The organism is Sporosarcina sp. P1 (assembly GCF_002743155.1).
Lineage (GTDB): Bacteria > Bacillota > Bacilli > Bacillales_A > Planococcaceae > Sporosarcina > Sporosarcina ureae_B.
Window position 1 is genome coordinate 107,927 of the sequence record NZ_PDYS01000001.1, and the last position, 25,815, is coordinate 133,741.

Consider the following 25,815-nt stretch of genomic DNA (forward strand, 5'->3'; position numbering starts at 1 on the left):
GAGTTCGATGGCTGAAGGCCAAATCCGAAAAGCGATCAGTGGGTTTTATTACGTAGAACATAAAGGGAATTTAATTCAATGTAAAAGCCGTGGTGTTTTTCGATTAAAGAAAATTAATCCTTTGGTAGGAGACTTCGTTACGTATGTACCTGACGGAGCCAATGATGCGACGATTACAGATGTTCATCAGAGGAAAAGCGAGTTAGTTAGACCGCCCATTGCCAATGTAGATCAAGTATTACTGGTTTTTTCGGTAGTGGAACCAAATATGAGTCTTCGTTTACTAGACCGTTTCTTAACAGTCATTGAATCACATCAATTAGAACCAATTTTGTATATTTCTAAAGAAGATATCGCCAACCCTAAGACGTTGGAAGAAAACGAAAAAAATCTCGCATATTATCGACATATCGGGTATACCGTTCTACGTAATGTAGAGAATAAGCATTCTTTGCTTGAAACACTTCGCCCATATTTTAGCGGTAAAACTACCGTACTTGCAGGTCAGTCAGGTGTGGGAAAATCCACGTTATTGAATACGATATTACCTGAACTGCAACTAAAAACCGGTGTGATCTCAGATGCGCTTGGTCGAGGAAAACATACTACACGTCATGTAGAGTTATTGGAAGTGGCAGATGGCTTGGTCGCTGATACACCTGGGTTCAGTTCTCTGGATTTCGAACATATCGAAAAAGAAGAACTGCGGGATTATTTTGTGGAGATTTCAGAAGCTGGTGAAGGTTGTAAATTTAGAGGATGTCTTCATGTGAAAGAACCAGGTTGTGCAGTGAAAGCCCAAGTAGAAGAAGGCATAATTTTGGAAGGTCGCTATGAGAATTATTTGCTGTTCTTGCAAGAAATTACGGATAGAAAGCCGAGGTATTAATTATGATAAAAATTGCGCCATCTATTTTAGCTGCAAACTTTGCAAAGCTTGGTGAAGAAGTGAATGAAGTCGAAAAAGCAGGTGCTGAATTAATTCACATCGATGTAATGGACGGACATTTCGTACCGAATATCACAATGGGCCCTATTGTCGTCGAAGCGTTGCGTCCGTTGACGGGGCTACCGCTTGATGTCCATTTGATGATTGAAAATCCCGACGATTATATCGAGGCCTTTGCGACAGCGGGTGCGGATTATATTACTGTACATGTAGAAGCATGCCCTCACTTGCATAGAACATTGCAATTGATTAAATCGACAGGTGCGAAACCAGGTGTTGTATTGAATCCCCATACACCGGTTGAGCAAATCATGCATGTACTTGAAGATATTGACATGGTATTGTTTATGACAGTCAATCCAGGTTTTGGCGGACAGTCGTTTATTCATTCCGTGCTACCAAAAGTGAAGCAACTTTCTGATATTATCAAAGAACGAAATCTTTCTATTGAAATCGAGATCGATGGGGGGATCAACGAAGAAACAATTAAGCCTTGTGTGGAAGCGGGTGCGACTATTTTTGTTGCAGGTTCGGCAATTTACGGTAAAGAAGACCGTGCAAAAGCACTTCAAGCTATTAAAGCAGCCGGTGAAAGTGTGATGGCGAAATGAAATATGCCATCGTGTGTGCAGCGGGCCCTATAGATGAAGTGGTTAACTTAGCTGAATACGATCAAGAAGATACTGTGTACATCGGTGTAGATCGCGGTGCGTTGTATTTATTGGAAAAAGGTATTCAGCCCAATGAAGCAGTTGGCGACTTTGATTCTGTGACGAAAGAGCAGTTTGAACAGATTCACTCGAACGTAGAAATTGTCCATCATGTGAATGAAGATAAAGATGAGACAGACACAGAACTGGCTGTACAGCGAGCGCTTGCATATGCACCCGATTATATCGTCTTGACTGGCGTGACAGGTGGTCGCTTGGATCACTTACAGTCTGCTTTGCATTTATTGTATCGTATGCAAGCAGAAAATCGTAAAGTGAAGTTCAAAATACACAATACTACGAATGATATCCGTGTCATGCTTCCTGGTGTAAGACGTGTAAAGAAAGATTCACGCTATCCGTATACTTCCTTTTTTTCGTTCGGCCCCGTCGTGACAGGGTTGACGTTGACAGGATTCAAATATGAAACGGTGAACGAACGATTAGAAATTGGTGTAACACGTTTTACAAGTAATGAAACAGTGGCGGATGTTTGTACTATCTCCTTCCGTGAGGGCATATGCTTAATGGTAAGGAGTTCAGATTCCTGAAAGGAGTTGGGGGATTTGCGAGTATACACATTCACGCTTCCGAAGTTTGTCAGTAACATTGTAAGAAAGTGCGCAGTAGCTTTCCAAAAGGACAGCCGTACTAAAACAACCGTTGCTGCCAATCCAAAAGCCGCCAAGACAAAAAAACGCAAAAAAGAAAAATCACAAAGCGCCTAATAAGGTGCTTTGTGTTTTTTTGTTTTTAGAAAGGCAAAAAAGCGCCTTTATGGTAAATCCTCCAACATCTGTCGAGGCTACCCAGGCGCTTTCATCTTTAGATTACATCTAGCTTCAGACGGCAACCGCTCGGGACACTTCAGGCTAGAAGATAAAGGCAAAAACCACCTTTTTCTTCTAGCCTTCCAGTGCCTGTCGCGGCTAGACGCCGTCTTCATCTTTAGATTACATCTAGCTTCAAGCGCCAGCCTCTCGGAATGTTTCAAAATTACCAGAAAGGCAAAAAAGCGCCTTTCTGGTAATTCCTCCAACATCTGTCGAGGCTACCCAGGCGCTTTCAGCTTTAGATTACATCCAGCTTCAGACGGCAACCGCTCGGGACACTTCAGGCTAGAAGATAAAGGCAAAAACCACCTTTTTCTTCTAGCCTTCCAGTGCCTGTCGCGGCTAGACGCCGTCTTCAGCTTTAGATTATTATACTCGTTGTACTTTGCCTGATTTTAAAGCTCTTGCAGATACCCAAACGCGTTTAGGTTTGCCGTCGATTAGGATTCTAACTTTTTGAAGGTTAGCGCCCCAAGTGCGCTTGCTAGAGTTCAAAGCGTGAGAACGAGTGTTTCCAGAACGTGCTTTACGTCCAGTAATAACACATTGTTTAGCCATTTTAGTTCCTCCTCGTGAATTTATTTAGCGATTCACGTTACAATTCGCATACCATAGTACTTTATCATAAGCATCGTATCGATGCAACAATTTTTTTTGATACTTTCAAGGTTTTTTCCTTTACACTATATTTTAACGGTTTCAATACTTTCATTCCTGATGATTTCCCGTATAATGTACGTATGATGTGTCTAGAGATGGGGAGGAGAAGAGGAATGTCAATCGAACTGAAAAATGAGCATGGTACGATAGATATTACAAATGATGTAATTGCGCAAGTAGTCGGAGAGGCTGCGGTCGAGTGTTATGGAATTGTGGGGATGGCTTCCCAACACCAAATTCGCGATGGGCTTACAGAAATTCTTCGCAAAGAAAACTATTCTCGCGGCGTGATTGTACGTAACGAGGGAGATGCATTCCATATCGATATCTACGTCATCATGAGTTATGGCACGAAAATTACTGAAGTGGCCTATCAAGTACAATCCAAAGTGCAATATATAGTGAAAACCACGTTAGGTTTATCAGTAAGTTCAATAAATATTTTTGTTCAGGGAGTTCGTGTAACGAACGTGTAAAAGGAGGCCTTTAAGTCAATGACTTCAATCAATGGATTGCATTTTGCGAAGATGGTAGAAATGGGTTCGCATCATCTTCATCAAAATGCGGATTATGTGGATTCTTTAAATGTATTCCCGGTGCCAGATGGCGATACGGGAACGAATATGAATTTATCCATGACATCCGGTGCAAAGGAAACAGAAAGAAATGCTCAAGAACATATCGGTTTGACGGCACAGGCATTTTCAAAAGGGTTACTTATGGGTGCCCGTGGAAATTCAGGTGTGATTTTATCTCAGTTATTCAGAGGATTCAGCAAGCAAATTGAGAATGAATCGGAAGTAAACGTAAAGCAATTTGCGGAAGCACTTAAATACGGTGTGGATACAGCCTACAAAGCTGTTATGAAGCCTGTAGAAGGAACTATTTTGACAGTCGCCAAAGATGCAGCTAATGCGGCGGTTGAGCACGTAGAAGATGCATCGGATTTAACAGCCTTACTAGAAATTATTGTGCAAGAAGCTAAAGCTTCGCTGAAACGGACGCCTGATCTACTGCCAGTGTTAAAAGAGGTAGGAGTAGTAGATAGTGGTGGACAAGGGCTCGTATATGTGTATGAAGGATTTTTGGCATGTCTAAAAGGTGAGGACTTACCTGAGAAGGTAGTTATGCACTCAATGGATGATTTAGTGATGACAGAGCATCACCGCAGTATACAAGGTTTCATGAACTCAGAAGACATCGAGTTTGGCTACTGTACGGAATTCATGGTCAAATTGGATTCGGGTAAGTTGCTCGACAAACCATTTGATGAGGCAACGTTCCGTCAAGACTTAAGCGAACTAGGTGACTCACTGCTCGTCATTTCAGATGATGAAGTAGTAAAAGTACATATTCACACTGAAGAACCTGGAGATGCTTTATCTTATGGGAAAAAATATGGTTCATTGACGAAGATGAAGATCGATAATATGCGTGAACAACACAGTGATATTATGGAACGAGATGAAGCGTCAATAGCAAAACCTATCCAGCATAAATACGCAATTGTTACGGTTTCGATGGGTGAAGGAATTGCAGAACTTTTGAAAAGTATCGGAGCATCTGCCGTGATTGAGGGCGGTCAGACGATGAATCCTTCAACGGAGGATATTGTCAAAGCAATTCAGGAAATCGGTGCAGAACGAGTATTGATCTTGCCGAATAATAAAAACATCATCATGGCAGCTGAGCAAGCAGCTGAAGTATTGGAAATTGAAGCGGCAGTTGTGGCAACGAAAACCGTTCCGGAAGGCTTGGCGGCTATTTTGGCATTCAACCCTGAAGCTACAGTAGAGAAGAATGCGAAAGCAATGTTACAAGCGGCATCTGCTATTAAAACCGGTCAAGTCACTTATGCCGTTCGTGACACATCGATTGATGGTGTAACGATCCGTAAAGATGACTTCATGGGAATCGCACAAGGGAAAATCACTAGCTCCAATTCTTCATTAGAGGGTGTGACAAAGAACCTCATTTCTTCTATGATTGATGAGGAAGATGAGATCGTCACGATTATTTATGGTGAAGATGTAACGCGTGAAGAAGCAGAAAAGATTAGTAGCTATATCGAAGAACAATTCGAGCATGTGGATATAGAATTGTATGCAGGAAAACAGCCGCTCTATCCATATATTATCTCTGTTGAATAAATACATTACGTTGTCCTGTAAGTAGGGGCAACGTTTTTATTATCCCGCCTTTTCATGGTAGACTAAAAAGAAGAACATTCGTTTTCTAATGAGATATGGGAAGGAGGTATTCTTCACGTGGAGAACATCTTGAAAAATAGTGTAGGTACAGTAAAAGGGATAGGGAAAACAACAACTGAACAATTCGAAAAGCTAGGAATTTTGACGATTGAAGATTTGTTATATACTTTCCCGTATCGCCATGAAGATTTTCGTATGAGAGATTTGACTGAAACGCCGCATGGTGAGCGTGTCACAGTAGAAGGCCGAGTAGAGTCCGAACCGGCAGTGTTTTATTCAGGGAAAAACCGCTCCAGAATGCAAGTTCGTTTATTGGTCGGCCATCACTTGGTGAAAGCTGTGTTTTTCAATCAGCATTACTTAAAAGACCGTCTGCACACGGGAATGCAAATAAGTATTACCGGAGCATGGGATCGTGGTCGTCAGACGATTACGGTGAATCGTCTACATGCCGGTGAGCAAACTGATTTTGAGCCGGTTTATAGTTTGAAGGGGATTATGCATCAAAAAACGTTTCGTCGTTATATGCGCACAGTAATAGACTTAACAGCCCAAGACATAGAAGAGACATTACCGCGTGAGATGCTGGAAGTATACAAGCTGCCTTCTATAGCCCAAGCACTAGAGATGGTCCATTTCCCGACTAAAGCTGAAGACGTTAAGCATGCTCGAAGACGTTTTGTTTATGAGGAATTATTACTTTTTCAGTTGAAAATTCAAGGAATGAAAAAACTACGCAAAGAACAAGAAAAAGGACTTGTTATTCAATATGATTTGGATTTGCTAAAGAAGTTCATCAGTACGTTGCCATTTGAATTAACGAATGCGCAAAAACGTGTGGTGAATGAATTATGTGCAGAACTGAAATCACCACTGCGTATGAATCGTTTACTGCAAGGAGATGTGGGGTCAGGTAAGACAGCTGTCGCAGCCATAGCTCTGTATGCAGCGGTTACTGCAGGATTCCAGGGGGCATTGATGGCGCCAACAGAAATATTAGCTGAACAACACGCTGAATTATTAGCCAACTGGTTCGAACCATTCGGTGTAACTGTTGCTTTTCTTGCTGGATCTACGAAAGCGAAAGCCAGAAAGGAGTTGTTGGAACGCTTAGAAGCTGGGGAGATTGACTTGCTGATCGGTACGCATGCGCTCATCCAACCTGAAGTGCAGTTTCATAAACTGGGCTTTGTCGTGACAGATGAACAACACCGTTTCGGAGTGCAACAACGTCGTGTCTTGCGAGATAAAGGCTTAAATCCAGATGTACTATTCATGACTGCAACTCCTATCCCAAGAACATTAGCGATTACGGTATTTGGGGAAATGGATGTTTCGATCTTAGATGAACTACCAGCAGGACGAAAAGAAATTGAAACACATTGGTTAAAAGAAGACTCCTTACTGCCTGTATTACAGAAGATGGAAAAAGAGTTGCGTGGAGGAAGGCAGGCGTACGTCATTTGTCCGTTGATCGAGGAATCTGATAAATTGGATGTCCAAAACGCAGTCGAGGTGCATGCAGAATTGAACAATTATTTCGGTGGTCGCTATACTGTAGGCTTGATGCATGGTCGATTGCCTTCAGCTGAAAAGGACCAAGTCATGCGGGAATTCAGTGAAGGACAGTTAAACATCCTTGTTTCCACGACAGTTGTAGAAGTAGGTGTCAATGTACCGAACGCAACTTTCATGCTGATTTATGATGCCACGAGATTCGGTCTGGCTCAGTTACACCAATTAAGGGGACGTGTAGGACGAGGATCAGATCAGTCGTATTGTGTATTGCTCGCTAATCCGTCGACAGAAGAAGGAAAGATGCGAATGCAATCGATGACAGAAACGAACGACGGATTTATTTTAGCTGAAAAAGATTTGGAGCTACGCGGGTCAGGAGATATTTTTGGTAAGAAGCAAAGTGGAATGCCAGAATTTAAAATGGCTGACTTGGTCCATGATTTCAAAGCACTCTCTATAGCGCGTGATGATGCGGAACGTTTGTTAAATTCAGATGCATTTTGGACAAATGACGAGTATGCAACGTTACGCGGACGTCTTGAGCAGTCGGGCGCACTCACTGATAAGCGGATAGACTAATAGACGTGAACGTAGTAAATTCGATAACCTCTTGCAATCTGATTTACCTCTTTATATACTTAGTGTTAATACCAAGTGCTAATCTAGAGGGGTGTAGTAATTGAGAGTTCCGAAACAGGAGAGGCAACAATTACTCGTAACGCTGCTTGAAAAAGATCCATTTCTAACAGATGAAGACATTGCCAGGCATTTTTCCGTGAGCATCCAAACCGTGCGGCTGGATCGGTTAGAATGTCGTATTCCGGAATTGCGAGAGCGGTTAAAATCCGTAGCATCTCAACAAATGTTAGGTACAGTGAAGTCTATGCAAGCTGAAGAAATCTTTGGAGAAATTGTTGATGTGGAATTGGATAATAAAGCGATTTCAATTTTTGATGTAAAAGAAGTGCATGTATTTAAACGAAATGGTATTGCCAGAGGTCATCATTTATTTGCACAGGCGAATTCATTAGCCGTAGCCGTCTTGGATGATGACTTAGCATTGACGGTTCGTTCCTCACTGCACTTCCAAAAGCCAGTTAGAGCTGGTGATCGGGTAGTGTCTCGTGCTACTGTACGCAAGGAAACCTTGAAAAATAAAAGTACGGTAGTCGATGTCCTGTCGACAGTGGAAAGTGAACCTGTTTTCTCGGGGGAGTTTCAAATGTATCGTACAACAAAAAAAGGCGGGTAATTACATATGATTATTGCAGTAGACGCAATGGGTGGAGATAATGCACCAGAGGAAATTGTGAAAGGGGTATTACAGAGCCTTCATGCATTTGATGACATTAGAATACATATATTTGGTGATGAGCAAAAAATGGCACCATTTCTCGAAACACATCCGCGCCTTCAAGTAGTACACTGCTCCGAAATCATTGAACCTGATGATGAGCCAGTGCGTGCAATTCGAAAGAAAAAAGATGCATCCATGGTCCGTATGGCGCAAGCGGTAAAAGATGGCGAGGCACAGGCATGTGTGTCGGCTGGTAATACAGGTGCTCTCATGGCGGCAGGACTCTTTATCGTTGGTCGCTTGGAAGGTATTCAAAGACCAGCACTGGCACCGACTTTACCGACGATTGACGGCAGCGGATTCGTGTTATTGGATGCTGGGGCGAATTCAGATAGTAAACCTTCGCAGTTGGCTCAGTTTGCCGTCATGGGCAGTGTTTACGCCGAGAAAGTTCGCGGCATTGACAAACCACGTGTGGGCCTATTAAATATCGGTACAGAGGCTGGAAAAGGTAATGAGCTGACAAAACTTGCCTTTGAAGAGTTGCAAGCTGCACCTATACACTTCATCGGTAACGTGGAGTCGCGTGACTTGTTAAATGGTGTGGCAGATGTCGTTGTCACAGACGGCTTTACGGGGAATATGGTGTTGAAAACTATTGAAGGTACGGCAATGAATGTATTTTCCATGATCAAAGAAGTGTTCATGTCTTCGTTGAAAACCAAGCTTGCGGCTGGATTAGTCAAAGATGATCTAAAAGATTTGAAGAATAAGATGGATTACGCGGAGTATGGTGGAGCGGGCTTATTTGGTTTGAACCATCCTGTCATCAAAGCACATGGTTCGTCGAATGCCAACGCACTTTTTAATGCGGTTCGCCAAGCAAGAACCATGGTACAATACCAAGTATGCGAAACAATTAAAAAAACAATCGGAGAGGAAGAGGAATCTTGAGTAAACTGGCATTTGTTTTCCCGGGACAAGGCTCACAAGCTGTAGGGATGGGGAAAGTATTCACAGAGAAGAATGAAGCATGTAAGGTATTCTTGCAAAAAGCTGATGAAGCTCTTGGTTTTGAACTGAGCTCATTGATGCTAGAAGGTCCTCAAGATGAATTGACGTTGACTTATAACGCTCAACCAGCTCTACTCACGGTGGGTGCGATGATTGCAGCGCGTTTGGAAGAAGAAGGCATTACGCCAGACTATACAGCGGGACATAGCCTGGGTGAGTATACCGCCCTTGTTGAATCCAAAGTTCTTTCATTTGAAGATGCGGTAGTTGCTGTTCATAAAAGAGGTCTGTATATGAATGAAGCGGTACCAGCAGGTAAGGGTGCCATGGCGGCCATACTTGGAATGGATCGTGATGTATTGGAGTCGATCACATCGAACATCACAGAGTCGGGACATCCTGTGCAACCAGCCAACTTAAACTGCCCTGGCCAAATTGTTATTTCCGGTGCCAAAGAGGGTGTGGATAAAGCATGTACAGCCTTGAAGGAAGCGGGTGCGAAACGTGCATTGCCATTGAATGTTAGTGGACCTTTCCACTCCGTTCTAATGCAACCAGCAGCTGGAGAGTTGCAAAAGACGCTCGAAGGTATTGAAATGAAGGATGCAGTAATTCCTATCATCGCGAACGTTACGGCAGATGAAGTAACAAAGCAGAATGAAATAAAAAAATTACTGGTTGAACAACTGTACTCCCCGGTCCGTTGGGAAGAGTCTATTGAAAAATTGCTTGAATTGGGTGTTACTCGTTTTATAGAGTGCGGACCTGGAAAAGTATTGAGTGGGTTGATCCGTAAAATAGACCGTACTGCTAAAGTATATCCAGTATATGATGAAGAAACGCTTGAAAAGTTGCTTGAAGAAGCGAAGGGATGGTCATGATGGGAAGATTCGATGGAAAAACGGCAGTAGTCACAGGAGCTTCTAGAGGGATTGGTCGCACGGTCGCTTTACGCTTAGCTTCAGAAGGTGCAAAGGTAGTCGTCAATTATAGCGGTAGCCAAGATCGTGCAGAAACTGTAGCAGCTGAAATTCGTTCAGCGGGCGGAGAAGCGCTCGTATTCCAAGCGAATGTCTCCGATGCTGAACAAGTGAAAGCAATGATGGATGAGACGATTAAACAATTCGGAAGCATTGATATTCTCGTCAATAACGCTGGCATCACCCGAGATAATTTATTGATGCGCATGAAAGAAGACGAGTGGGATGATGTATTGTCAATTAATTTAAAGGGTGTTTTCCTTTGCACTAAGGCCGTCACGCGTCAAATGATGCGTCAGCGCGCAGGAAGGATCGTCAATATGGCTTCTGTTGTAGGGGTTGTAGGAAATGCAGGGCAAGCAAATTACGTGGCGGCTAAAGCAGGAGTTATTGGTTTGACGAAAACAACTGCAAAAGAATTGGCGGCACGTAATATTTTAGTAAATGCCGTTGCTCCAGGATTCATCACAACTGATATGACAGACGAATTGGGTGATGATATGAAAGAGCAATTATTGTCAACGATTCCTTTAGGGAAACTTGGAAGTGCTGAAGATGTAGCGGGAACTGTGGCATTCTTACTATCTGACGAAGCGCAATATATTACCGGTCAAACTATCAATGTCGACGGCGGTATGGTGATGTAAAAGAACTACTTCTTTGAAAGCGCTATTTATGGTTGCGTAACGGGGGGGCTAACCTCTATAATTCAATAGTAGCTAATGAGCTGACTTTGGCCTTGAGAGGAGGTGACTATGTTGTCAACAGTACTTGAGCGCGTAACAAAAGTAGTTGTCGACCGTCTAGGCGTCGATGAAAGCGAAGTAAAACCTGAGGCTTCTTTCCGTGAGGATCTTGGAGCTGATTCACTAGATGTAGTAGAACTTGTTATGGAATTTGAAGATGAGTTTGAAACGGAAATTTCTGACGATGATGCAGAGAAAATTGCAACTGTCGGAGATGCAGTAACGTACATTACAGCAAAAGTAGGCGAATGACCTTTTTGGTGAGACACTTTCTTCCTTTCATCTGAAAAGGAGAAAGCGTCTCTTTTCGCTTTACAAGTGTGTACAGACTATTAATAGATGAGAGGCAGAGTAGTTTATGAAAAATAAAAGAACTTCTAAAGAAACGGTATCACACCCTACATTGCCACAAGCTGTACGCGAGAAATTCAGCACACTCCAGCAGAAACTAGGCGTTCAATTTCGGGATGAGAATCTATTGTATAATGCATTTACCCATTCATCCTATGTCAATGAACATCGCCGCAAGAAGTTTTCTGATAATGAACGATTAGAATTCCTTGGAGATGCTGTATTAGAACTTGGGGTATCTAAATTTCTTTTCCGTACAGAACCAGCAAAAAGCGAAGGAGAACTGACGAAACTTCGTGCAGCGATTGTTTGTGAGCCATCACTCGTTAAGTTTTCAAATGAATTGAACTTTGGAGACTATATTCTTCTTGGCAAGGGTGAAGAACTAACTGGTGGAAGGATGCGTCCTGCATTATTAGCGGATGTATTTGAAGCGTATATTGGTGCGCTTTACTTGGATCAAGGCATGGAAGTAGTTGAAGAGTTCCTAAAGCGAATCGTTTTTCCGAAAATTAGTATCGGAGCTTTTTCGCATGTGACAGATTATAAGAGTCGCCTGCAAGAATTGGTGCAGCAAAAAAATAACGGACCCCTTCAATATGAAGTCATTGAAGAAAAAGGTCCTGCACATGCGAAAAAGTTTGTTACAGTCGTTAATCTTAATGAACAACGACTTGGAAAAGGAATCGGCAAATCCAAGAAAGAAGCCGAACAGGAAGCTGCCCGTCGTGCGATAGAACATTTATTGATGCAGACAACCGAAGGGGAGAACTAATCGTGTTTTTGAAGAGGCTGGAAATCGCAGGCTTTAAATCTTTCGCGGAAAAAATCCATATAGATTTCGTACCGGGAGTCACGGCGATCGTAGGACCTAACGGAAGTGGAAAAAGTAATATTATCGATGCGATTCGTTGGGTGCTCGGTGAACAATCTGCAAAATCATTGCGTGGTAGTAAAATGGAAGACGTCATTTTCGCAGGCAGTGATTCTCGGAAAGCAGTTAATTTTGCAGAAGTCACACTCATTTTGGATAATACACAAAATTTATTTCCGCTTGATTACACTGAAATCAGTGTAACTAGAAGGGTTTTTCGATCTGGAGACAGTGCGTATCTACTGAACGGTCAGACTTGCAGGTTAAAAGACATCACCACGCTATTTATGGATTCGGGATTGGGTAAAGAAGCATTTTCTATTATTTCGCAAGGTCGTGTAGATGAGATTTTAAATAGCCGTGCTGATGAAAGACGCAATGTCTTTGACGAGGCGGCGGGTGTATTAAAGTATAAAACACATAAACTACAAGCGGAACATAAATTATTTGAGACGACGGATAATTTAGATCGCGTACTGGATATACTAAAAGAAATCGATGATCGACTTGTTCCCCTAGAAAAAGAAGCAGGTCTGGCTCGTAAAGCGTCTACATTGCGTTCTGAACTTCGCGAAGCGGATGTTCGTTTACTCCATCACGACGCTTCTTCTTTGCAACAGCAGATTTCTGAAATAGCAGCAGTTGTGAAAAATGATGAAGCCGAACAGCGAAAGATTTCGGATACTCTCACACAATATGAAAAAGATCTGGATATTGATAAGAAAGGCCTTGTGAAAGTAGAGCTTCAACTGGATGAGTACCAAAACGAATTGATCAAACAGACTGCAGAAGTTGAAAAGTGGGAAGGTAGAAGATTGCTGTCCGTTGAAAAGACTCGTAATACGAAGCAACAAGTGGAGCGTATTAGACAAGAGTTGCAAACAGCAGAAGAAACTCAACGAATGGCTAAAGACAAACATCGTGCTATGCAGATGAAGCAGAAAACTGCTCAGCGTGAGCTTGAAGAAGTTACGAAAGAAAGTAAGCAAGTCACGGCTATGTTGAATAGTTCATTAAAAGAAACGGAACAGCAAATTGAACAGTTGAAATCTGTTTATATTGAGCGGCTCAATGAAGAGGCTACTGTGCGCAGTGAAATCAAGCATGTAGAAGAGCGGCTTCAGGGAGAAAAGTCTTCTACAGAAAAGATTACCGTTCAGACTACTTTACTTTCCGAACGAAAACAACAACTAGCTAAAGAACAGCAGGAGAAAATCCAGCAAAAAATGACTGTTCAAAAACAGCTAGATGAGCTAGAAAATTCAGCTAAAGCTTGTCAACAACAATTAACAGAAGAAGAACAACGTTTATCTACGCAACAGCAAGTTCTACAGAAAGCATTGCGTAAACAATCCGAAATGCAAGGAAGACTTCGTGCCCTGGAAAGTCTTGAAAAGGATTTTTCAGGGTTCTATTCAGGTGTCAAAGAAGTACTTCATGCGAAGAAACAGCAACGTATACAAGGGATCGAAGGAGCTGTAGTGGAACTCATTACGACGGAACCGGCTTATACAAAGGCAATCGAAACAGCTCTTGGTGGTGCTATGCAACATATCATTACCACGACTGAGCATGATGCAAGACGGGCCATCGGTTATTTAAAAACGAAAAATTTCGGTCGCGCTACGTTTCTTCCTATGGATATCTTAAAGCCGCGTGAACTTCCTATGAATAGCCGGCAAGTACTTTCTCAACAGCACGGCTTCATCGGTACAGCATTTGAACTCATTCAAACGTCCGCAGCATATGAGTCAGTTGCCAAAAACTTATTGGGTCAGACGATTATTGCTAATGATTTAGAAACTGCATCAGGTTTAGCTAAAACAATAGGACACCGCTATCGTATAGTGACACTTGATGGGGATATTATAAACGCTGGCGGTTCATTGACAGGTGGCGGTGCGAAAGGTCAGTCCACGCTGTTTTCCCGCAAGGCTGAACTGGAGACTCTTTCCAATCAACTGAAAAAAATGGATCAATCTATTCAACAGGCTACCGCACTAACTTCAGAAACTCGCAATTTAGTTGGTGCGAGTTTACATCTTCGTGATCAATTGCGCGTAAAGTTAGAAGAAACCCAACAGAAAAAGTCCCTAATCCATGCGTCATTACAAGAAACTGAAATGGAATTGCGTTCCGTCGAAATGGAAATATCCACAATTGAAATCGGACGTACAGATACTGTCTCTGCAGAAAAGCAGTTGTCGACTAAAAAACAAGATTTACAAATCCGACATGAAGCATTGAAAAGTGAACTTCAAGAGACGTTGGAAAAGTTAGAAGGTTTAGAGAGACTAGTAGAGAATAGACGCGAAGAACAGCAGTCCTTGCAGAAGAGATTACATGACTTACAGCAAAAAAGTGCAGTATTGAAAGAGCAGAACGCCTATCATTCAAGCAGTATATTAGAAACAATCACTCAAATAGATGAATTAGACTTGATAATTAATCGCTTGCAAGAAGAACAGCATTATGTGCAGGAGTTTGTCATTGGCAAGGAATTAACACCTGAAGAAATAGAGAAGCAATGTCAGCAAGCGAATGACACAAAAAAATACTTACAACAAACGATCGAGCTGGAAAAAGCTGAGCGTGTTAAACAAGCTAAACGTGTTCGTGATCATGAACAGCGTATTAAAACGATCAGACAACAAGTAGGTACTATTTCTGAGCGTTTGAATACACTAAGGATCCAGTTATCCAGACTCGAAACACAATATGAAACGGTCAGAGATCGATTGGATGAAGAGTATGGCTTACGGCCGAATGAATTGCATCTTGAAGCATTGGATATTCCGCTACTTCGCAAAACGGTAGAGGATTGTAAGCAACAACTAGCTAGGATAGGACCTGTCAACCCGAATGCAATTCAGGAATTTGAAGAAGTTTCAGAACGTCATGAGTTTTTACAATCACAACGTAATGACTTGGTTGAAGCTAAAAACACGTTGCAAGAAGCAATGGCAGAAATGGATCAGGAAATGAAGAGTCGCTTCGAGACAACGTTTGAAGCAATCCGCAGTCATTTTCGTCGCGTGTTTAAGGACATGTTCGGTGGAGGAGAAGCAGATCTTGTATTAACGGATCCAACCAACTTACTGACTACGGGAATTGATATCATGGCACGACCTCCAGGAAAAAAGTTGCAGAATTTACGTTTGTTATCTGGGGGAGAACGTGCATTAACTGTTATTTCCTTGCTGTTCTCTATTCTAGAAGTTCGCCCCGTGCCTTTTTGCATTTTAGATGAAGTGGAAGCGGCACTGGATGAAGCGAACGTGGTACGATATAGTAATTATTTAAAGAAAGTTTCGGACCAGACGCAATTCATCGTGATCACGCATCGAAAAGGTACGATGGAAGGTGCAGACGTCCTGTACGGCATTACGATGCAAGAATCGGGTGTTTCGAAATTGCTTTCTGTTAAACTATCTGAAATGGCAGAAGAAATCAGTAGCTAAGGAGTGAAATGAATGTCTTTCTTTAAGAAGATAAAAGATAAAATATCAGGAACGAACGAAGTGGTAGCAGAGAAGTTTAAAGATGGATTGACGAAGACGCGCGATTCATTTACATCGAAAGTTAACGATTTAGTGTTTAGATTCCGTGTCGTCGATGAAGAATTTTTTGAAGAACTGGAAGAAGTGTTACTTCAAGCGGATGTTGGTTTTGAAACAGTTATGGAATTGATTGATTTGCTAAAAGAAGAAGTGCAACGTAAAAATATTAAAAACACGACAGGTATGCAGTCATTGATTTCTGAGAAGCTTGTAGAAATTTATAATTCAGGTGAAACAGTTTCCAGCGAATTGAATATCGAAGAAGGTAGATTGAACGTAATTTTGATGGTTGGCGTAAACGGCGTAGGTAAAACGACAACGATCGGTAAAATGGCTGCCCGCCTCAAAAAAGAAGGCAAAACCGTTATGTTGGCTGCTGGAGATACATTCCGCGCAGGTGCGATTGAACAGCTTGTTGTCTGGGGAGAGCGCACGGGTGTAGAAGTCGTTCGTCAGGCGGAAGGTTCAGATCCAGCTGCCGTTATTTTTGATGCGGTGAAAGCAGCTAAGAAGCGTAACGTTGATGTTTTAATCTGTGATACAGCTGGTCGCTTACAAAATAAAGTGAACTTGATGAATGAGCTGGAAAAAGTACACCGCATTATTGGCCGCGAAATTGAAGGCGCGCCACATGAAGTATTGTTAGCGTTGGATGCGACGACTGGACAGAACGCATTAATCCAAGCGCAGACATTTAACGAAGTAACAAATGTTACGGGTATTGTATTGACGAAACTAGACGGTACAGCAAAAGGCGGTATCGTGCTCGCAATTCGCAATAAGCTCGATATTCCGGTGAAGTTTGTCGGTCTTGGTGAAGGTATCGATGATTTACAACCGTTCGATCCGGAGAAATATGTCTATGGATTATTTGCGAACGGATTAGAAATGGAAGAAACTGAAGAACATGGAAACGAAATTGAAGAAGACAAGTAAAATCACTTGACAGCAATACGTGTGCGCGATACTATATAATAGTGACTGAAGGAGGTCGTGATCTTGCTTGAAAAAACGACAAGAGTGAACTTCCTCTTTGATTTTTATCAATCATTATTAACTGACAAACAACGTTTATATATGCAATTATATTATTTAGATGATCTTTCTCTCGGTGAAATCGCTGAGCAATATGGCGTATCGAGACAGGCTGTGTATGACAATGTGAAACGGACTGAGGCTATGCTCGAAGATTACGAGAAGAAACTCAATTTGTTTGAAAAGCATGAAGGTCGACTTGAAATTGTAGAGTTGCTAGAAGAAATGGTACCTACTGAAAATTCAAATCGCTTCATGAAATTGCTACATACCTTAAAAGACTTTGAATAGGGGGGATTGTCTATGGCATTTGAAGGTTTAGCCGAACGCCTGCAAGGAACAATGAATAAAATTACAGGCAAAGGTAAAATTAACGAAGCTGACGTAAAAGAAATGATGCGTGAAGTGCGTTTTGCGCTAATTGAAGCAGACGTTAACTTGAAAGTCGTTAAACAATTCGTCAAGACGGTCAGCGAGCGCTCAGTAGGTCAGGACGTAATGAAAAGTTTGACACCTGGTCAGCAAGTAGTGAAAATCGTAAAAGACGAATTAACGAATCTAATGGGTGGAGAACAAAACCCCATTCAATTCGCACGTAAATCACCTACAGTCATCATGATGGTAGGTTTGCAAGGTGCTGGTAAAACAACAACTACCGGTAAATTGGCCACAGTTTTACGTAAAAAACATAATAAGAAACCTTTGCTTGTGGCAGCAGATATTTATCGCCCAGCAGCGATCCAGCAACTCGAAACTTTGGGAAAACAGATTACCGTACCTGTATTTTCTATGGGCACCGATCAGTCACCTGTTGAAATTGCCCGCAAAGCAATGGAAGAGGCGGAACGTGAGCATAATGACGTGGTAATCATTGATACTGCAGGTAGACTCCATGTGGATGAAGCGCTCATGCAAGAATTGAAAGATATTCGTGAGTTAACTAATCCCGATGAGGTATTTCTCGTAGTAGATGCCATGACAGGTCAAGATGCAGTCAACGTGGCAAAAAGTTTCGATGATACAATCGGAATCACTGGCGTCATTTTGACAAAACTTGATGGGGACACACGTGGTGGTGCGGCGTTATCGATTCGTACCGTTACAGAAAAACCTATCAAATTTGTCGGTATGGGCGAGAAAATGGATGCACTTGAACCATTCCATCCAGAGCGTATGGCGTCACGGATACTTGGTATGGGCGATGTCATGTCTTTGATTGAAAAAGCACAAGAAAACGTGGACGAGGATAAAGCGAAAGAGTTAGAGCAGAAATTGCGCACTCAAAGCTTTACACTTGACGACTTTCTTGATCAAATGCAACAGGTAAAGAAGATGGGACCACTCGACGAAATCTTAAAAATGATGCCGGGCGCGAATAAGATCAAAGGACTCGACAATGCCAAAGTGGATGAGAGTCAAATGGGTCGTGTAGAAGCAGTTATTTATTCCATGACGCTTGCTGAACGCGAGAACCCAGAAATTATTAATGCGAGCCGCAAAAAAAGAATTGCTGCAGGATCTGGAACTTCTACACAGGAAGTCAACCGTTTGCTAAAGCAGTTTGAGGAAATGAAGAAAATGGTTAAGCAAATGACCAATATGCAACAAAAAGGTAAGAAGAAAGGTAAAATGCCTGGTTTTGATGCGTTTTTTAAATAAAATAGAGGGTGTTAAGAAAAAAACCTTTACAAACAAATAAAACCTTGGTAATATACTATCTTGTGTGAAACTATTCGGAGGTGTAGATAATAATGGCAGTTAAAATTCGTCTAAAACGTATGGGAGCTAAGAGATCTCCTTTTTATCGTATTGTAGTAGCTGATGCACGTGCACCACGTGACGGCCGTCAAATCGATCAGGTTGGTACATACAACCCGCTTACAAAGCCAGCAACAGTTGAAATCAACGAAGAATTGGCTTTGAAATGGCTTCAAGATGGAGCAAAACCATCTGATACAGTTCGTAACTTGTTCTCAGAACAAGGTATCATGGAAAAATTCCATAACGCTAAATACAGCAAGTAATTTGGAGGGGTGGACATGAAGCAGCTGATTGAAACAATTGTAAAACCGTTAGTCGATTACCCGGACGACGTGAAAGTGGTATCTGAAGAACAGTCTCAACGAGTCGTTTATCGGTTATCAGTGAATGCGGAGGATATGGGTAAAGTGATCGGGAAGCAAGGTCGTGTGGCAAAAGCGATCCGTACGATTGTTTACTCAGCAGCAGGCAGCCACCACGGCAAAAAAGTGTATTTGGATATCTTGGATTGATCCAAAAGGAAGGAGCCCCGGTTCCTTCCTTTTTTGCACGTATAAATACTTTTATTCATATAATGGAGGCGAAATAATGGAATGGTTTAATGTAGGCACGATTGTTAATACGCATGGTATTAAAGGTGAGGTTCGTGTGATGTCCAAAACAGATTTCCCGGATGAGCGATATGAAGTGGGAAGTGAGCTCGCGATCTTCATGCCGAAAAGCAAAGCACCTACGTTTGTGAAAGTGATCAGTCATCGTAAACATAAAAACTTTGATTTACTGATGTTTGAAGGCTATCCGAATATTAATGACGTCGAGAAGTTCCGAAATGGCGTGATCAAGGTCTCGGAGAAAGAATTGACGGAACTAGAAGAAAATGAATTTTATTATCATGAAATTATTGGCTGCCGTGTGATTACAGAAACTGGAGACGAGATCGGTACGGTTTCAGAAATTATCGAAACAGGTGCTAATGACGTATGGGAAGTAACGCCTGCTGAAGGCAAACCACATTATATCCCGTATATCGAAGATGTTGTAAAAGATATCGATATAGATAAGCAGATTATCACAATTGAATTGATGGATGGTTTGCTTTCATGATGAAAATCGATGTGCTCTCTCTGTTCCCAGGGATGTTTGAGGGTGTACTCCATTCTTCAATCATGAAAAAAGCGCAAGAACAACAAGCCGCATCGTTTAAGGTTACAGATTTTCGTGATTATGCAACAAACAAACATAGAAAAGTCGATGATTATCCGTACGGTGGTGGTGCGGGAATGGTACTAAAACCCGAACCTCTCTTTGCGGCTGTAGATGCTGTCACTAAACAAAGCACTAGCAAGCCACGTGTTATCTTAATGTGTCCGCAAGGTGAACGGTTCACGCAGAAGAAAGCGGAAGAACTTGCGAAAGAGCAACATCTTGTTTTCATTTGTGGTCACTATGAAGGATACGATGAGAGAATTCGTGAATATTTGGTTACGGATGAAATCTCACTTGGCGACTTTGTATTAACGGGCGGAGAAGTGGCTTCTATGGCCATCATTGATAGTGTAGTACGGTTACTCCCTGACGTTCTAGGTAATAATCAGTCAGCTGTCCACGATTCATTTTCAACGGGTATGCTGGAACATCCACAATACACTCGACCCGCTACATTCAACGGCCTTGAAGTGCCTCCTGTGCTGTTGTCGGGCAATCATGCAGAGATTGATAAGTGGAGAGAAGAGCAGGCATTTCTTCGCACCGCACAACGCCGTCCTGAACTATTGCGAGAAGCACCGTTAACTGAATATCAAAAAAAACTTTACGAGCAATGGTTACAAAAAAGAGACTAAATTTGCTTGATTCGTTAACAGGCGTGTGCTATGATTTATTAAGCGCTTTTTAAGAGCGCCTATTTTACTGTTGTTCCGCTGCAAAGCAAAACGTGCAAGAGCATCAGAAAAGAAGGAGAGAAAAAACATGCAAAAACTAATTGCAGATATTACAAAAGATCAGTTACGCACTGAACACCCTTCATTCCGTCCTGGCGATACACTTCGCTTGCACGTGAAGATCATCGAGGGAACTCGTGAGCGTATCCAGTTATTCGAAGGTATTGTTATCAAACGTCGCGGTGGCGGAATCAGCGAAACTTTCACTGTACGTAAAATTTCAAATGGTGTTGGAGTGGAACGTACATTCCCATTACACACGCCTAAACTAGCTCAAATTGAAGTAACTCGTCGCGGTAAAGTTCGTCGTGCGAAGTTGTACTACCTACGTAAACTACGTGGTAAAGCAGCACGTATTAAAGAACTCCGTTAATAAGATAAACAGAAACGAAGGGGGCCTTGCACTTGGCCTCCTTTCTTTTTGCTCAGAAAGACAATTGGCTGTACAATAATAACAGACAGGGCAGGAGGCTGGATTGATGGAAGAGAAAAAAACGAGAAGTGAAGGACTGGAATGGATCAAAGCATTGTTAATCGCGTTTGGATTGGCCGCCATTATTCGTATCTTTTTATTCACACCAATCGTCGTTGACGGTATTTCTATGATGCCAACATTGGAACATGGTGACCGCATGATCGTTAATAAAATCGGCTATACAATTGGTGAACCGCATCGTTTCGATATAGTAGTATTCCATGCACCTGAACAGAAAGATTATATTAAACGTGTAATTGGACTGCCAGGGGATACAGTGGAGTATAAAGACGATGTACTATATATAAATGATGAGCCGTATGAAGAGCCGTACCTTGATCAATATAAGTCGGAAGTACAAGATGGTACGTTGACGGAAGATTTTACACTGCAGGATGTACCGCAAATCGATGCAAAAACAGTGCCTGAAGATCACATATTTGTAATGGGTGATAACCGTCGGAAAAGTAAAGATTCTAGACATATAGGTGTTGTAGCAATCGATGAAGTCATCGGCAGTACCAGTGTGGTATTCTGGCCAATTAAAGATATTGGTCTTGTGAAATAATGAAAGGAGACGATTCGAATGACTATTCAATGGTTTCCGGGCCATATGGCGAAAGCGAGACGAGAAGTCTCAGAAAAACTCAAGTTAGTTGATATAGTATTTGAATTAATTGATGCTAGACTGCCGCTTTCATCACGTAATCCCATGATAGATGAAGTAACGCATCAGAAACCAAGATTGCTTATTTTGAATAAAATGGACTTGGCGGATGAAGTACAAACTAAACGATGGATTGCCTATTTTGAAAAGCAAGGCTTACGCACAGTTGCGATCAATTCATTCGAAGGTAAAGGTCTCCAAACAGTCACCAAAGCTGCCAAAGAGATTTTGCAACCGAAATTTGACCGCATGAAGCAGCGAGGTATACGTCCTGGAGCAATCCGCGCAATGATTGTCGGCATTCCCAATGTCGGAAAATCTACTTTGATTAACCGATTAGCGAAGAAGAACATCGCTAAAACAGGAAACAAACCAGGTGTAACTAAAGCGCAACAATGGATTAAATTTGAGAAAGAATTAGAGCTCCTTGATACACCAGGAGTGCTGTGGCCGAAGTTTGAAGACCAGCAAGTAGGTTATAAGCTGGCGTTAACAGGTGCAATTAAAGACTCTGTATTGAATATGGAGGAATTAGCAGTATATGGATTACGATTTTTGGAGTCCCATTATCCTGAAAGACTGGCACAGCGCTATGAAATGATAACAGTGGGGGATAATGTTCAATCATTGTTCGATAAAATCGGTGAACGTCGAAAAGTATATACTGTTGGTGGAGAAATTGATTATGACAAAGTAGCAGAAATGATCGTACAAGACATCCGTGACCAGCAAGTAGGTAAGTTAACATTCGATTTCCCTGAAGAATTCGAATAAACCAGAAGCAACGATTTGGAACTGTGTTTCCAAAACGTTGCTTTTTTGTCGAAAAAATCATTTAGAAACCGATATAATACTTAGATAATCATAATTCAGATGGACAGGTGAAGAAATTGACAACGATACAGCAAATAAAGCATCAATTAATGGAGTTACAAGAACCGAATGATTGGCTTATAGAACTTGAAGCCGACACGAGAAAAGGCGTCCAGCAAGCGATTATTCAATGGCGCGCCCGCTACGAAAAAAAACAAGCGCTTATTCAAGAATTTCAAAAGAAAATCGCATTTGATGACTCATATAGATCCTCACGCGTTTTATTTGTTGCGGGAATTGACGAAGCGGGAAGAGGACCTTTAGCGGGGCCAGTAGTTACAGCTGCGGTTATACTACCTGAGGATTGTTCCGCCCTTATTGGATTGGACGACTCGAAAAAAGTTTCTAAGGAGAAAAGGCAGGAATTTGCCCGACTGATTAAAGAACAAGCTGTGGCGTACGCTATACACGTGCAGCCTGTTCAAGTAATTGATGAATTGAATATATATCAAGCAACAAAGCAATCGATGGAGATAGCTATAAGTGAACTTGAAATAGCGCCACACGTAGTTATAGCAGACGCTATGAATCTACATACATCGTGCCTATGCTACTCCGTCATAAAAGGAGATGAAAAAAGCTTAACTATCGCGGCTGCTTCTATATTAGCTAAAACAACTCGTGACGCACTGATGAATGAATTACATGACGAGTTTCCTTGGTATGCATTTAATGAAAATGCGGGATATGGAACTGCGAAACATCTACAAGGACTTGAAACGCATGGACTTTGTGAACATCATCGCAAATCGTTCGAACCGATTAAAACGATGTGGAGGGATCAACAATGAATTTACATTCATTAGCTGCTTCATCTACAAGGACTACCATGGAAACTCAACCGCTATCCCTGAAAGAAGGACAAATGATTCACGGAAAGATTACACAATTATTTCCTGGTCAAATGGCGCAAGTACAAGTTGGAAATCAGCAGTTATATGCTAAATTGGAAGTGTCCATGCAAGCAGGAGATAATTATTACTTCAAGGTCAACGGCACTGAACCTGAGTTACAGCTGCAGATCATTTCTGGTCCGATGCGCGGTGAAGGCCAGTCGGCACAACTGAACCAGTTAATGGAGTCGTTAAATGTACCCAAAACACAGGAAATGAAAGATATTCTCGCGACGATTATTAAGCAAAAAATTCCTATGACAAAAGAAAATATACTAGAAGCTGTCAATCTTCTGAAATCATTACCGGATGGAATGAAAGCAGAGGCACTAGCGACACTCGGTAAAATTGCTGAAGCAAAACTACCATTTACACCAGCTGTATTTCAGTCGCTCCTACAAGCGCAGACGAGCACGATTACGCAGCAACTGACAACATTGCTAGCTTCTATACAAAGCGACGCTAATCTTCCTTCAGCGATGCGTGAGCAACTCCTATCGATCATTCAATCTCTTTCTTCTCCTTTAAGTCAAGTGATAGGGAAAGAACTGCTTAATCAAAGTTTATCCCAATTGCTAAATCCACAAGCTACTCAAGCAGATCGATTTGTAGCTCTGCAGTTATTGAAAAGTTCTGCTATACTACCCGCACAAACATCGTTGGCCAACTTGCCTCAAGTGTTAGTTGATTTGGTCACGAAAGTGAGTACGGGACCTACCAATGCTACTAGCAACATGATGAATCAAGCAGACCAGGGTAAAGCGATACAGTCTATAATCAGTCAACTGGGTCAAACGCCTGTTACAAATCAACAAACAATAAAAGCGCTCGTACAAAATGTCACGCAGCAATTACCCAACCAAGTACTACCGGAATCTGTAAAAAACGCGTTGCAGACTGTGATTAATCAGTTAACTCAACAACCGATGACAGATAGCTCTAAAGTTGCAGTCGTTGAGCAATTCAGTAAATTATTTACCCAAGCTCAAGCTGCAATTACTCCGGCTACGATGCAAACAGTTCAAAGTACAATTAGTCAAATTAGCCAATCAGCGGTAACTGACCAAGAATCAATTAAAGGGAACGTGCAAAACCTGACACAACAGCTAAGTAGTACTTCAGCTTTACCCGACTCGATGAAAAAAGCATTACAAAATGTATTGGGTCAATTTGTGCAGCAACCAATGACAGAGGGGGCAAAAACAGCACTAGTCGAACAACTCAGTCAGACATTGGTCCAACAAGCGAGTAGACAAGATGTGCCATTACAGCAACAAACTGTGATGAAAGAAGTACAACAGTCAGTTCCATCGCTCATAGTGTCGCTTGATAAAGTGGATGAAGCCATGCGTGCATTAATGCAAATGGCTGAAAAGTCGGAGAATAGTCAAGTGAAACGATTGCTTCAGACAGCCGAAGCTCAAGTATCACAGACGATGAATGGAGTTGTCATGAAAGAGGCTATACAAAACGTATTCAGTACATTAGGTGTGAATTACGAGGCGATGCTCGGAGGGAAAGAACCTGATATAGCGAATTTGGCAAGCGCATTAAAACCACAATTACTGGCTATGCTACAGGATCCGTCGCTTTCACCGCCACTGCGTGATGCAGCGGAAACAATGGTACTTCGCCTGAATGGAACATTACTACAATCAGGGGATACAGGCGCGCAACAACAGCTGATCATGCAACTACCACTAGAAATGTTTGGCAAAAAGATCGATGCTACGTTGCAGTGGAATAGCCGAATGAAAGAAAATGGGAAAATTGACCCAGCTTTTGCGAGGATATTATTTTATTTGGAATTGGAATCACTGTCGACAACCTTGGTTGATATGCATGTGCAAGACAAAGTTGTAAACTTGACGATTTTTAATGATTTGCCTTCTTTAAAAACGGTGGGACCCGCTTTTCAAGATCAATTAAAAGACGGCCTTGAAGGAGTTGGCTATAAACTGTCGGGCATTACTTTCAAGCCGTTCATGGAAAAACAGCTAGATGTCAAAATAACAGCTGGCGCATTCCCGTTGGATGAGGGAGGAGTAGATTTTAGGATATGAGAGAAGAACAACGTTTTACTAGAAAAGAAGCTGTTGCGCTGTCCTATGACCCTGAAGTTTCAGATGCTCCAAAAGTAATAGCCAAAGGAAAAGGAAAAATTGCCGAGAATATTCTTCAACGTGCGCAAGAACATTCAATTCCCATACAACAAGATCCGAGTCTGCTGGAATTACTTGGACAATTAAATGTCAACGAAATGATACCTGAAGAACTATATTTAGCCGTATCGGAGGTATTTGCTTATGTCTATCGTTTAGATCGTGAGAAAGGTGGTATGAATTAAAAGTAGGCTAAGTTGTTGGAAATTAAAGAATTTTGATTTGCAATAGCGATTCTTGGACAACGTGTGACAGTTTGATTACAATAAAACAGTAGTTGAACTTCAAGCAATTGTAAAATGAATGG

Annotated in this window: 28 protein-coding genes; 27 read left to right on the plus strand and 1 reads right to left on the minus strand. The window is 41.8% G+C overall.

Annotated elements, in window-relative coordinates; all coding sequences use genetic code 11:
* The first annotated feature begins 7 nt into the window (after nucleotides 1-7).
* Genes rsgA through spoVM form a run of 4 tightly spaced genes read left to right on the plus strand, consistent with a single transcriptional unit; the run spans nucleotide 8 to nucleotide 2,387 of the window.
* Nucleotides 8-889, plus strand: a complete 882-nt coding sequence (gene rsgA, locus CSV73_RS00540; RefSeq protein ID WP_085133201.1) for a ribosome small subunit-dependent GTPase A — start codon at nucleotides 8-10, stop codon at nucleotides 887-889.
* Between the two features lie 2 nt (nucleotides 890-891).
* A complete protein-coding gene (rpe, locus tag CSV73_RS00545; RefSeq protein ID WP_099626350.1) occupies nucleotides 892-1,560 on the plus strand; it encodes a ribulose-phosphate 3-epimerase in 669 nt (222 codons plus the stop codon).
* Entirely contained in the window at nucleotides 1,557-2,210 is a 654-nt protein-coding gene (locus CSV73_RS00550) for a thiamine diphosphokinase (protein ID WP_099626351.1), read from the plus strand. The genes rpe and CSV73_RS00550 overlap by 4 nt, the downstream gene beginning before the upstream one ends.
* A 15-nt stretch (nucleotides 2,211-2,225) precedes the next feature.
* On the plus strand, nucleotides 2,226-2,387 hold the full coding sequence (gene spoVM, locus CSV73_RS00555) for a stage V sporulation protein SpoVM (RefSeq protein ID WP_099626352.1): 162 nt from the start codon (nucleotides 2,226-2,228) through the stop codon (nucleotides 2,385-2,387).
* A 474-nt stretch (nucleotides 2,388-2,861) separates the two neighbouring features.
* Here spoVM and rpmB read toward each other — a convergent pair whose 3' ends face one another.
* On the minus strand, nucleotides 2,862-3,050 hold the full coding sequence (gene rpmB, locus CSV73_RS00560) for a 50S ribosomal protein L28 (protein ID WP_029052334.1): 189 nt from the start codon (nucleotides 3,048-3,050) through the stop codon (nucleotides 2,862-2,864).
* Nucleotides 3,051-3,265: 215 nt separating this feature from the next.
* Between rpmB and CSV73_RS00565 the strand changes: the two genes are divergently transcribed.
* The 23 genes from CSV73_RS00565 (at nucleotide 3,266) to CSV73_RS00675 (ending at nucleotide 25,693) form a co-directional block, all read left to right on the plus strand.
* Nucleotides 3,266-3,628, plus strand: a complete 363-nt coding sequence (locus tag CSV73_RS00565) for an Asp23/Gls24 family envelope stress response protein (RefSeq protein WP_029052333.1) — start codon at nucleotides 3,266-3,268, stop codon at nucleotides 3,626-3,628.
* Between the two features lie 18 nt (nucleotides 3,629-3,646).
* Nucleotides 3,647-5,302: a DAK2 domain-containing protein gene (locus CSV73_RS00570; RefSeq protein ID WP_099626353.1), complete on the plus strand. Its 1,656-nt coding sequence runs from the start codon at nucleotides 3,647-3,649 to the stop codon at nucleotides 5,300-5,302.
* A gap of 117 nt (nucleotides 5,303-5,419) precedes the next feature.
* A complete protein-coding gene (recG, locus tag CSV73_RS00575; protein WP_099626354.1) occupies nucleotides 5,420-7,459 on the plus strand; it encodes an ATP-dependent DNA helicase RecG in 2,040 nt (679 codons plus the stop codon).
* 100 nt (nucleotides 7,460-7,559) lie between these two features.
* Nucleotides 7,560-8,132, plus strand: coding sequence for a transcription factor FapR (fapR, locus tag CSV73_RS00580; protein WP_085133207.1), 573 nt, complete (start codon nucleotides 7,560-7,562; stop codon nucleotides 8,130-8,132).
* Nucleotides 8,133-8,138: 6 nt separating this feature from the next.
* On the plus strand, nucleotides 8,139-9,131 hold the full coding sequence (plsX, locus tag CSV73_RS00585; protein ID WP_099626355.1) for a phosphate acyltransferase PlsX: 993 nt from the start codon (nucleotides 8,139-8,141) through the stop codon (nucleotides 9,129-9,131).
* Nucleotides 9,128-10,072, plus strand: a complete 945-nt coding sequence (gene fabD, locus CSV73_RS00590) for an ACP S-malonyltransferase (protein ID WP_099626356.1) — start codon at nucleotides 9,128-9,130, stop codon at nucleotides 10,070-10,072. Before plsX ends, fabD begins: the two co-directional genes overlap by 4 nt.
* Nucleotides 10,072-10,818, plus strand: a complete 747-nt coding sequence (gene fabG, locus CSV73_RS00595) for a 3-oxoacyl-[acyl-carrier-protein] reductase (protein WP_085133670.1) — start codon at nucleotides 10,072-10,074, stop codon at nucleotides 10,816-10,818. Before fabD ends, fabG begins: the two co-directional genes overlap by 1 nt.
* Before the next feature lie 111 nt (nucleotides 10,819-10,929).
* Nucleotides 10,930-11,169 carry an acyl carrier protein gene (locus tag CSV73_RS00600; RefSeq protein WP_085133672.1) on the plus strand — a complete coding sequence of 80 codons (240 nt, stop codon included), beginning with the start codon at nucleotides 10,930-10,932 and terminating at the stop codon, nucleotides 11,167-11,169.
* 106 nt (nucleotides 11,170-11,275) lie between these two features.
* Entirely contained in the window at nucleotides 11,276-12,043 is a 768-nt protein-coding gene (gene rnc, locus CSV73_RS00605) for a ribonuclease III (protein ID WP_085133210.1), read from the plus strand.
* Nucleotides 12,044-12,045: 2 nt separating this feature from the next.
* Nucleotides 12,046-15,603 carry a chromosome segregation protein SMC gene (smc, locus tag CSV73_RS00610; protein ID WP_158232259.1) on the plus strand — a complete coding sequence of 1,186 codons (3,558 nt, stop codon included), beginning with the start codon at nucleotides 12,046-12,048 and terminating at the stop codon, nucleotides 15,601-15,603.
* A gap of 12 nt (nucleotides 15,604-15,615) precedes the next feature.
* Nucleotides 15,616-16,638, plus strand: a complete 1,023-nt coding sequence (gene ftsY / locus CSV73_RS00615) for a signal recognition particle-docking protein FtsY (protein ID WP_085133212.1) — start codon at nucleotides 15,616-15,618, stop codon at nucleotides 16,636-16,638.
* Nucleotides 16,639-16,701: 63 nt separating this feature from the next.
* Entirely contained in the window at nucleotides 16,702-17,028 is a 327-nt protein-coding gene (locus tag CSV73_RS00620; RefSeq protein ID WP_085133213.1) for a putative DNA-binding protein, read from the plus strand.
* A gap of 12 nt (nucleotides 17,029-17,040) precedes the next feature.
* Nucleotides 17,041-18,396, plus strand: coding sequence for a signal recognition particle protein (gene ffh / locus CSV73_RS00625; RefSeq protein ID WP_085133214.1), 1,356 nt, complete (start codon nucleotides 17,041-17,043; stop codon nucleotides 18,394-18,396).
* Between the two features lie 92 nt (nucleotides 18,397-18,488).
* The gene (rpsP, locus tag CSV73_RS00630; RefSeq protein ID WP_029052320.1) at nucleotides 18,489-18,761 is read left to right on the plus strand and encodes a 30S ribosomal protein S16; all 273 of its coding nucleotides are present in this window, start codon (nucleotides 18,489-18,491) and stop codon (nucleotides 18,759-18,761) included.
* A 15-nt stretch (nucleotides 18,762-18,776) separates the two neighbouring features.
* A complete protein-coding gene (locus tag CSV73_RS00635; RefSeq protein ID WP_085133215.1) occupies nucleotides 18,777-19,010 on the plus strand; it encodes a KH domain-containing protein in 234 nt (77 codons plus the stop codon).
* Nucleotides 19,011-19,086: 76 nt separating this feature from the next.
* Nucleotides 19,087-19,602, plus strand: a complete 516-nt coding sequence (rimM, locus tag CSV73_RS00640; protein WP_085133216.1) for a ribosome maturation factor RimM — start codon at nucleotides 19,087-19,089, stop codon at nucleotides 19,600-19,602.
* Nucleotides 19,602-20,339, plus strand: coding sequence for a tRNA (guanosine(37)-N1)-methyltransferase TrmD (gene trmD / locus CSV73_RS00645; protein ID WP_099626572.1), 738 nt, complete (start codon nucleotides 19,602-19,604; stop codon nucleotides 20,337-20,339). The genes rimM and trmD overlap by 1 nt, the downstream gene beginning before the upstream one ends.
* Nucleotides 20,340-20,466: 127 nt before the next feature.
* Nucleotides 20,467-20,811: a 50S ribosomal protein L19 gene (gene rplS, locus CSV73_RS00650; RefSeq protein ID WP_085133217.1), complete on the plus strand. Its 345-nt coding sequence runs from the start codon at nucleotides 20,467-20,469 to the stop codon at nucleotides 20,809-20,811.
* Between the two features lie 106 nt (nucleotides 20,812-20,917).
* Nucleotides 20,918-21,481, plus strand: coding sequence for a signal peptidase I (gene lepB / locus CSV73_RS00655; RefSeq protein WP_099626358.1), 564 nt, complete (start codon nucleotides 20,918-20,920; stop codon nucleotides 21,479-21,481).
* Between the two features lie 18 nt (nucleotides 21,482-21,499).
* A complete protein-coding gene (gene ylqF, locus CSV73_RS00660) occupies nucleotides 21,500-22,354 on the plus strand; it encodes a ribosome biogenesis GTPase YlqF (protein ID WP_085133219.1) in 855 nt (284 codons plus the stop codon).
* 116 nt (nucleotides 22,355-22,470) lie between these two features.
* Nucleotides 22,471-23,244: a ribonuclease HII gene (locus CSV73_RS00665; RefSeq protein WP_099626359.1), complete on the plus strand. Its 774-nt coding sequence runs from the start codon at nucleotides 22,471-22,473 to the stop codon at nucleotides 23,242-23,244.
* Nucleotides 23,241-25,409 (plus strand): hypothetical protein, encoded by a 2,169-nt coding sequence (locus CSV73_RS00670; protein WP_099626360.1) that lies wholly within the window; start codon nucleotides 23,241-23,243, stop codon nucleotides 25,407-25,409. Before CSV73_RS00665 ends, CSV73_RS00670 begins: the two co-directional genes overlap by 4 nt.
* Nucleotides 25,406-25,693: an EscU/YscU/HrcU family type III secretion system export apparatus switch protein gene (locus tag CSV73_RS00675; protein ID WP_085133222.1), complete on the plus strand. Its 288-nt coding sequence runs from the start codon at nucleotides 25,406-25,408 to the stop codon at nucleotides 25,691-25,693. The genes CSV73_RS00670 and CSV73_RS00675 overlap by 4 nt, the downstream gene beginning before the upstream one ends.
* Nucleotides 25,694-25,815 lie beyond the last annotated feature (122 nt).

Excerpts from the sequence above, each read along its gene's own strand:
- CSV73_RS00670 (WP_099626360.1), top strand. The coding sequence starts at position 23,241 with ATGAATTTACATTCATTAGCTGCTTCATCTACAAGGACTACCATGGAA.
- rplS (WP_085133217.1), top strand. The coding sequence starts at position 20,467 with ATGCAAAAACTAATTGCAGATATTACAAAAGATCAGTTACGCACTGAA.
- trmD (WP_099626572.1), top strand. The coding sequence starts at position 19,602 with ATGAAAATCGATGTGCTCTCTCTGTTCCCAGGGATGTTTGAGGGTGTA.
- rpmB (WP_029052334.1), bottom strand. The coding sequence starts at position 3,050 with ATGGCTAAACAATGTGTTATTACTGGACGTAAAGCACGTTCTGGAAAC.
- rpsP (WP_029052320.1), top strand. The coding sequence starts at position 18,489 with ATGGCAGTTAAAATTCGTCTAAAACGTATGGGAGCTAAGAGATCTCCT.
- CSV73_RS00570 (WP_099626353.1), top strand. The coding sequence starts at position 3,647 with ATGACTTCAATCAATGGATTGCATTTTGCGAAGATGGTAGAAATGGGT.
- CSV73_RS00550 (WP_099626351.1), top strand. The coding sequence starts at position 1,557 with ATGAAATATGCCATCGTGTGTGCAGCGGGCCCTATAGATGAAGTGGTT.
- rimM (WP_085133216.1), top strand. The coding sequence starts at position 19,087 with ATGGAATGGTTTAATGTAGGCACGATTGTTAATACGCATGGTATTAAA.
- fabG (WP_085133670.1), top strand. The coding sequence starts at position 10,072 with ATGGGAAGATTCGATGGAAAAACGGCAGTAGTCACAGGAGCTTCTAGA.
- rpe (WP_099626350.1), top strand. The coding sequence starts at position 892 with ATGATAAAAATTGCGCCATCTATTTTAGCTGCAAACTTTGCAAAGCTT.
- plsX (WP_099626355.1), top strand. The coding sequence starts at position 8,139 with ATGATTATTGCAGTAGACGCAATGGGTGGAGATAATGCACCAGAGGAA.
- CSV73_RS00675 (WP_085133222.1), top strand. The coding sequence starts at position 25,406 with ATGAGAGAAGAACAACGTTTTACTAGAAAAGAAGCTGTTGCGCTGTCC.
- CSV73_RS00635 (WP_085133215.1), top strand. The coding sequence starts at position 18,777 with ATGAAGCAGCTGATTGAAACAATTGTAAAACCGTTAGTCGATTACCCG.
- CSV73_RS00565 (WP_029052333.1), top strand. The coding sequence starts at position 3,266 with ATGTCAATCGAACTGAAAAATGAGCATGGTACGATAGATATTACAAAT.
- lepB (WP_099626358.1), top strand. The coding sequence starts at position 20,918 with ATGGAAGAGAAAAAAACGAGAAGTGAAGGACTGGAATGGATCAAAGCA.
- ffh (WP_085133214.1), top strand. The coding sequence starts at position 17,041 with ATGGCATTTGAAGGTTTAGCCGAACGCCTGCAAGGAACAATGAATAAA.
- ftsY (WP_085133212.1), top strand. The coding sequence starts at position 15,616 with ATGTCTTTCTTTAAGAAGATAAAAGATAAAATATCAGGAACGAACGAA.
- ylqF (WP_085133219.1), top strand. The coding sequence starts at position 21,500 with ATGACTATTCAATGGTTTCCGGGCCATATGGCGAAAGCGAGACGAGAA.
- rsgA (WP_085133201.1), top strand. The coding sequence starts at position 8 with ATGGCTGAAGGCCAAATCCGAAAAGCGATCAGTGGGTTTTATTACGTA.
- rnc (WP_085133210.1), top strand. The coding sequence starts at position 11,276 with ATGAAAAATAAAAGAACTTCTAAAGAAACGGTATCACACCCTACATTG.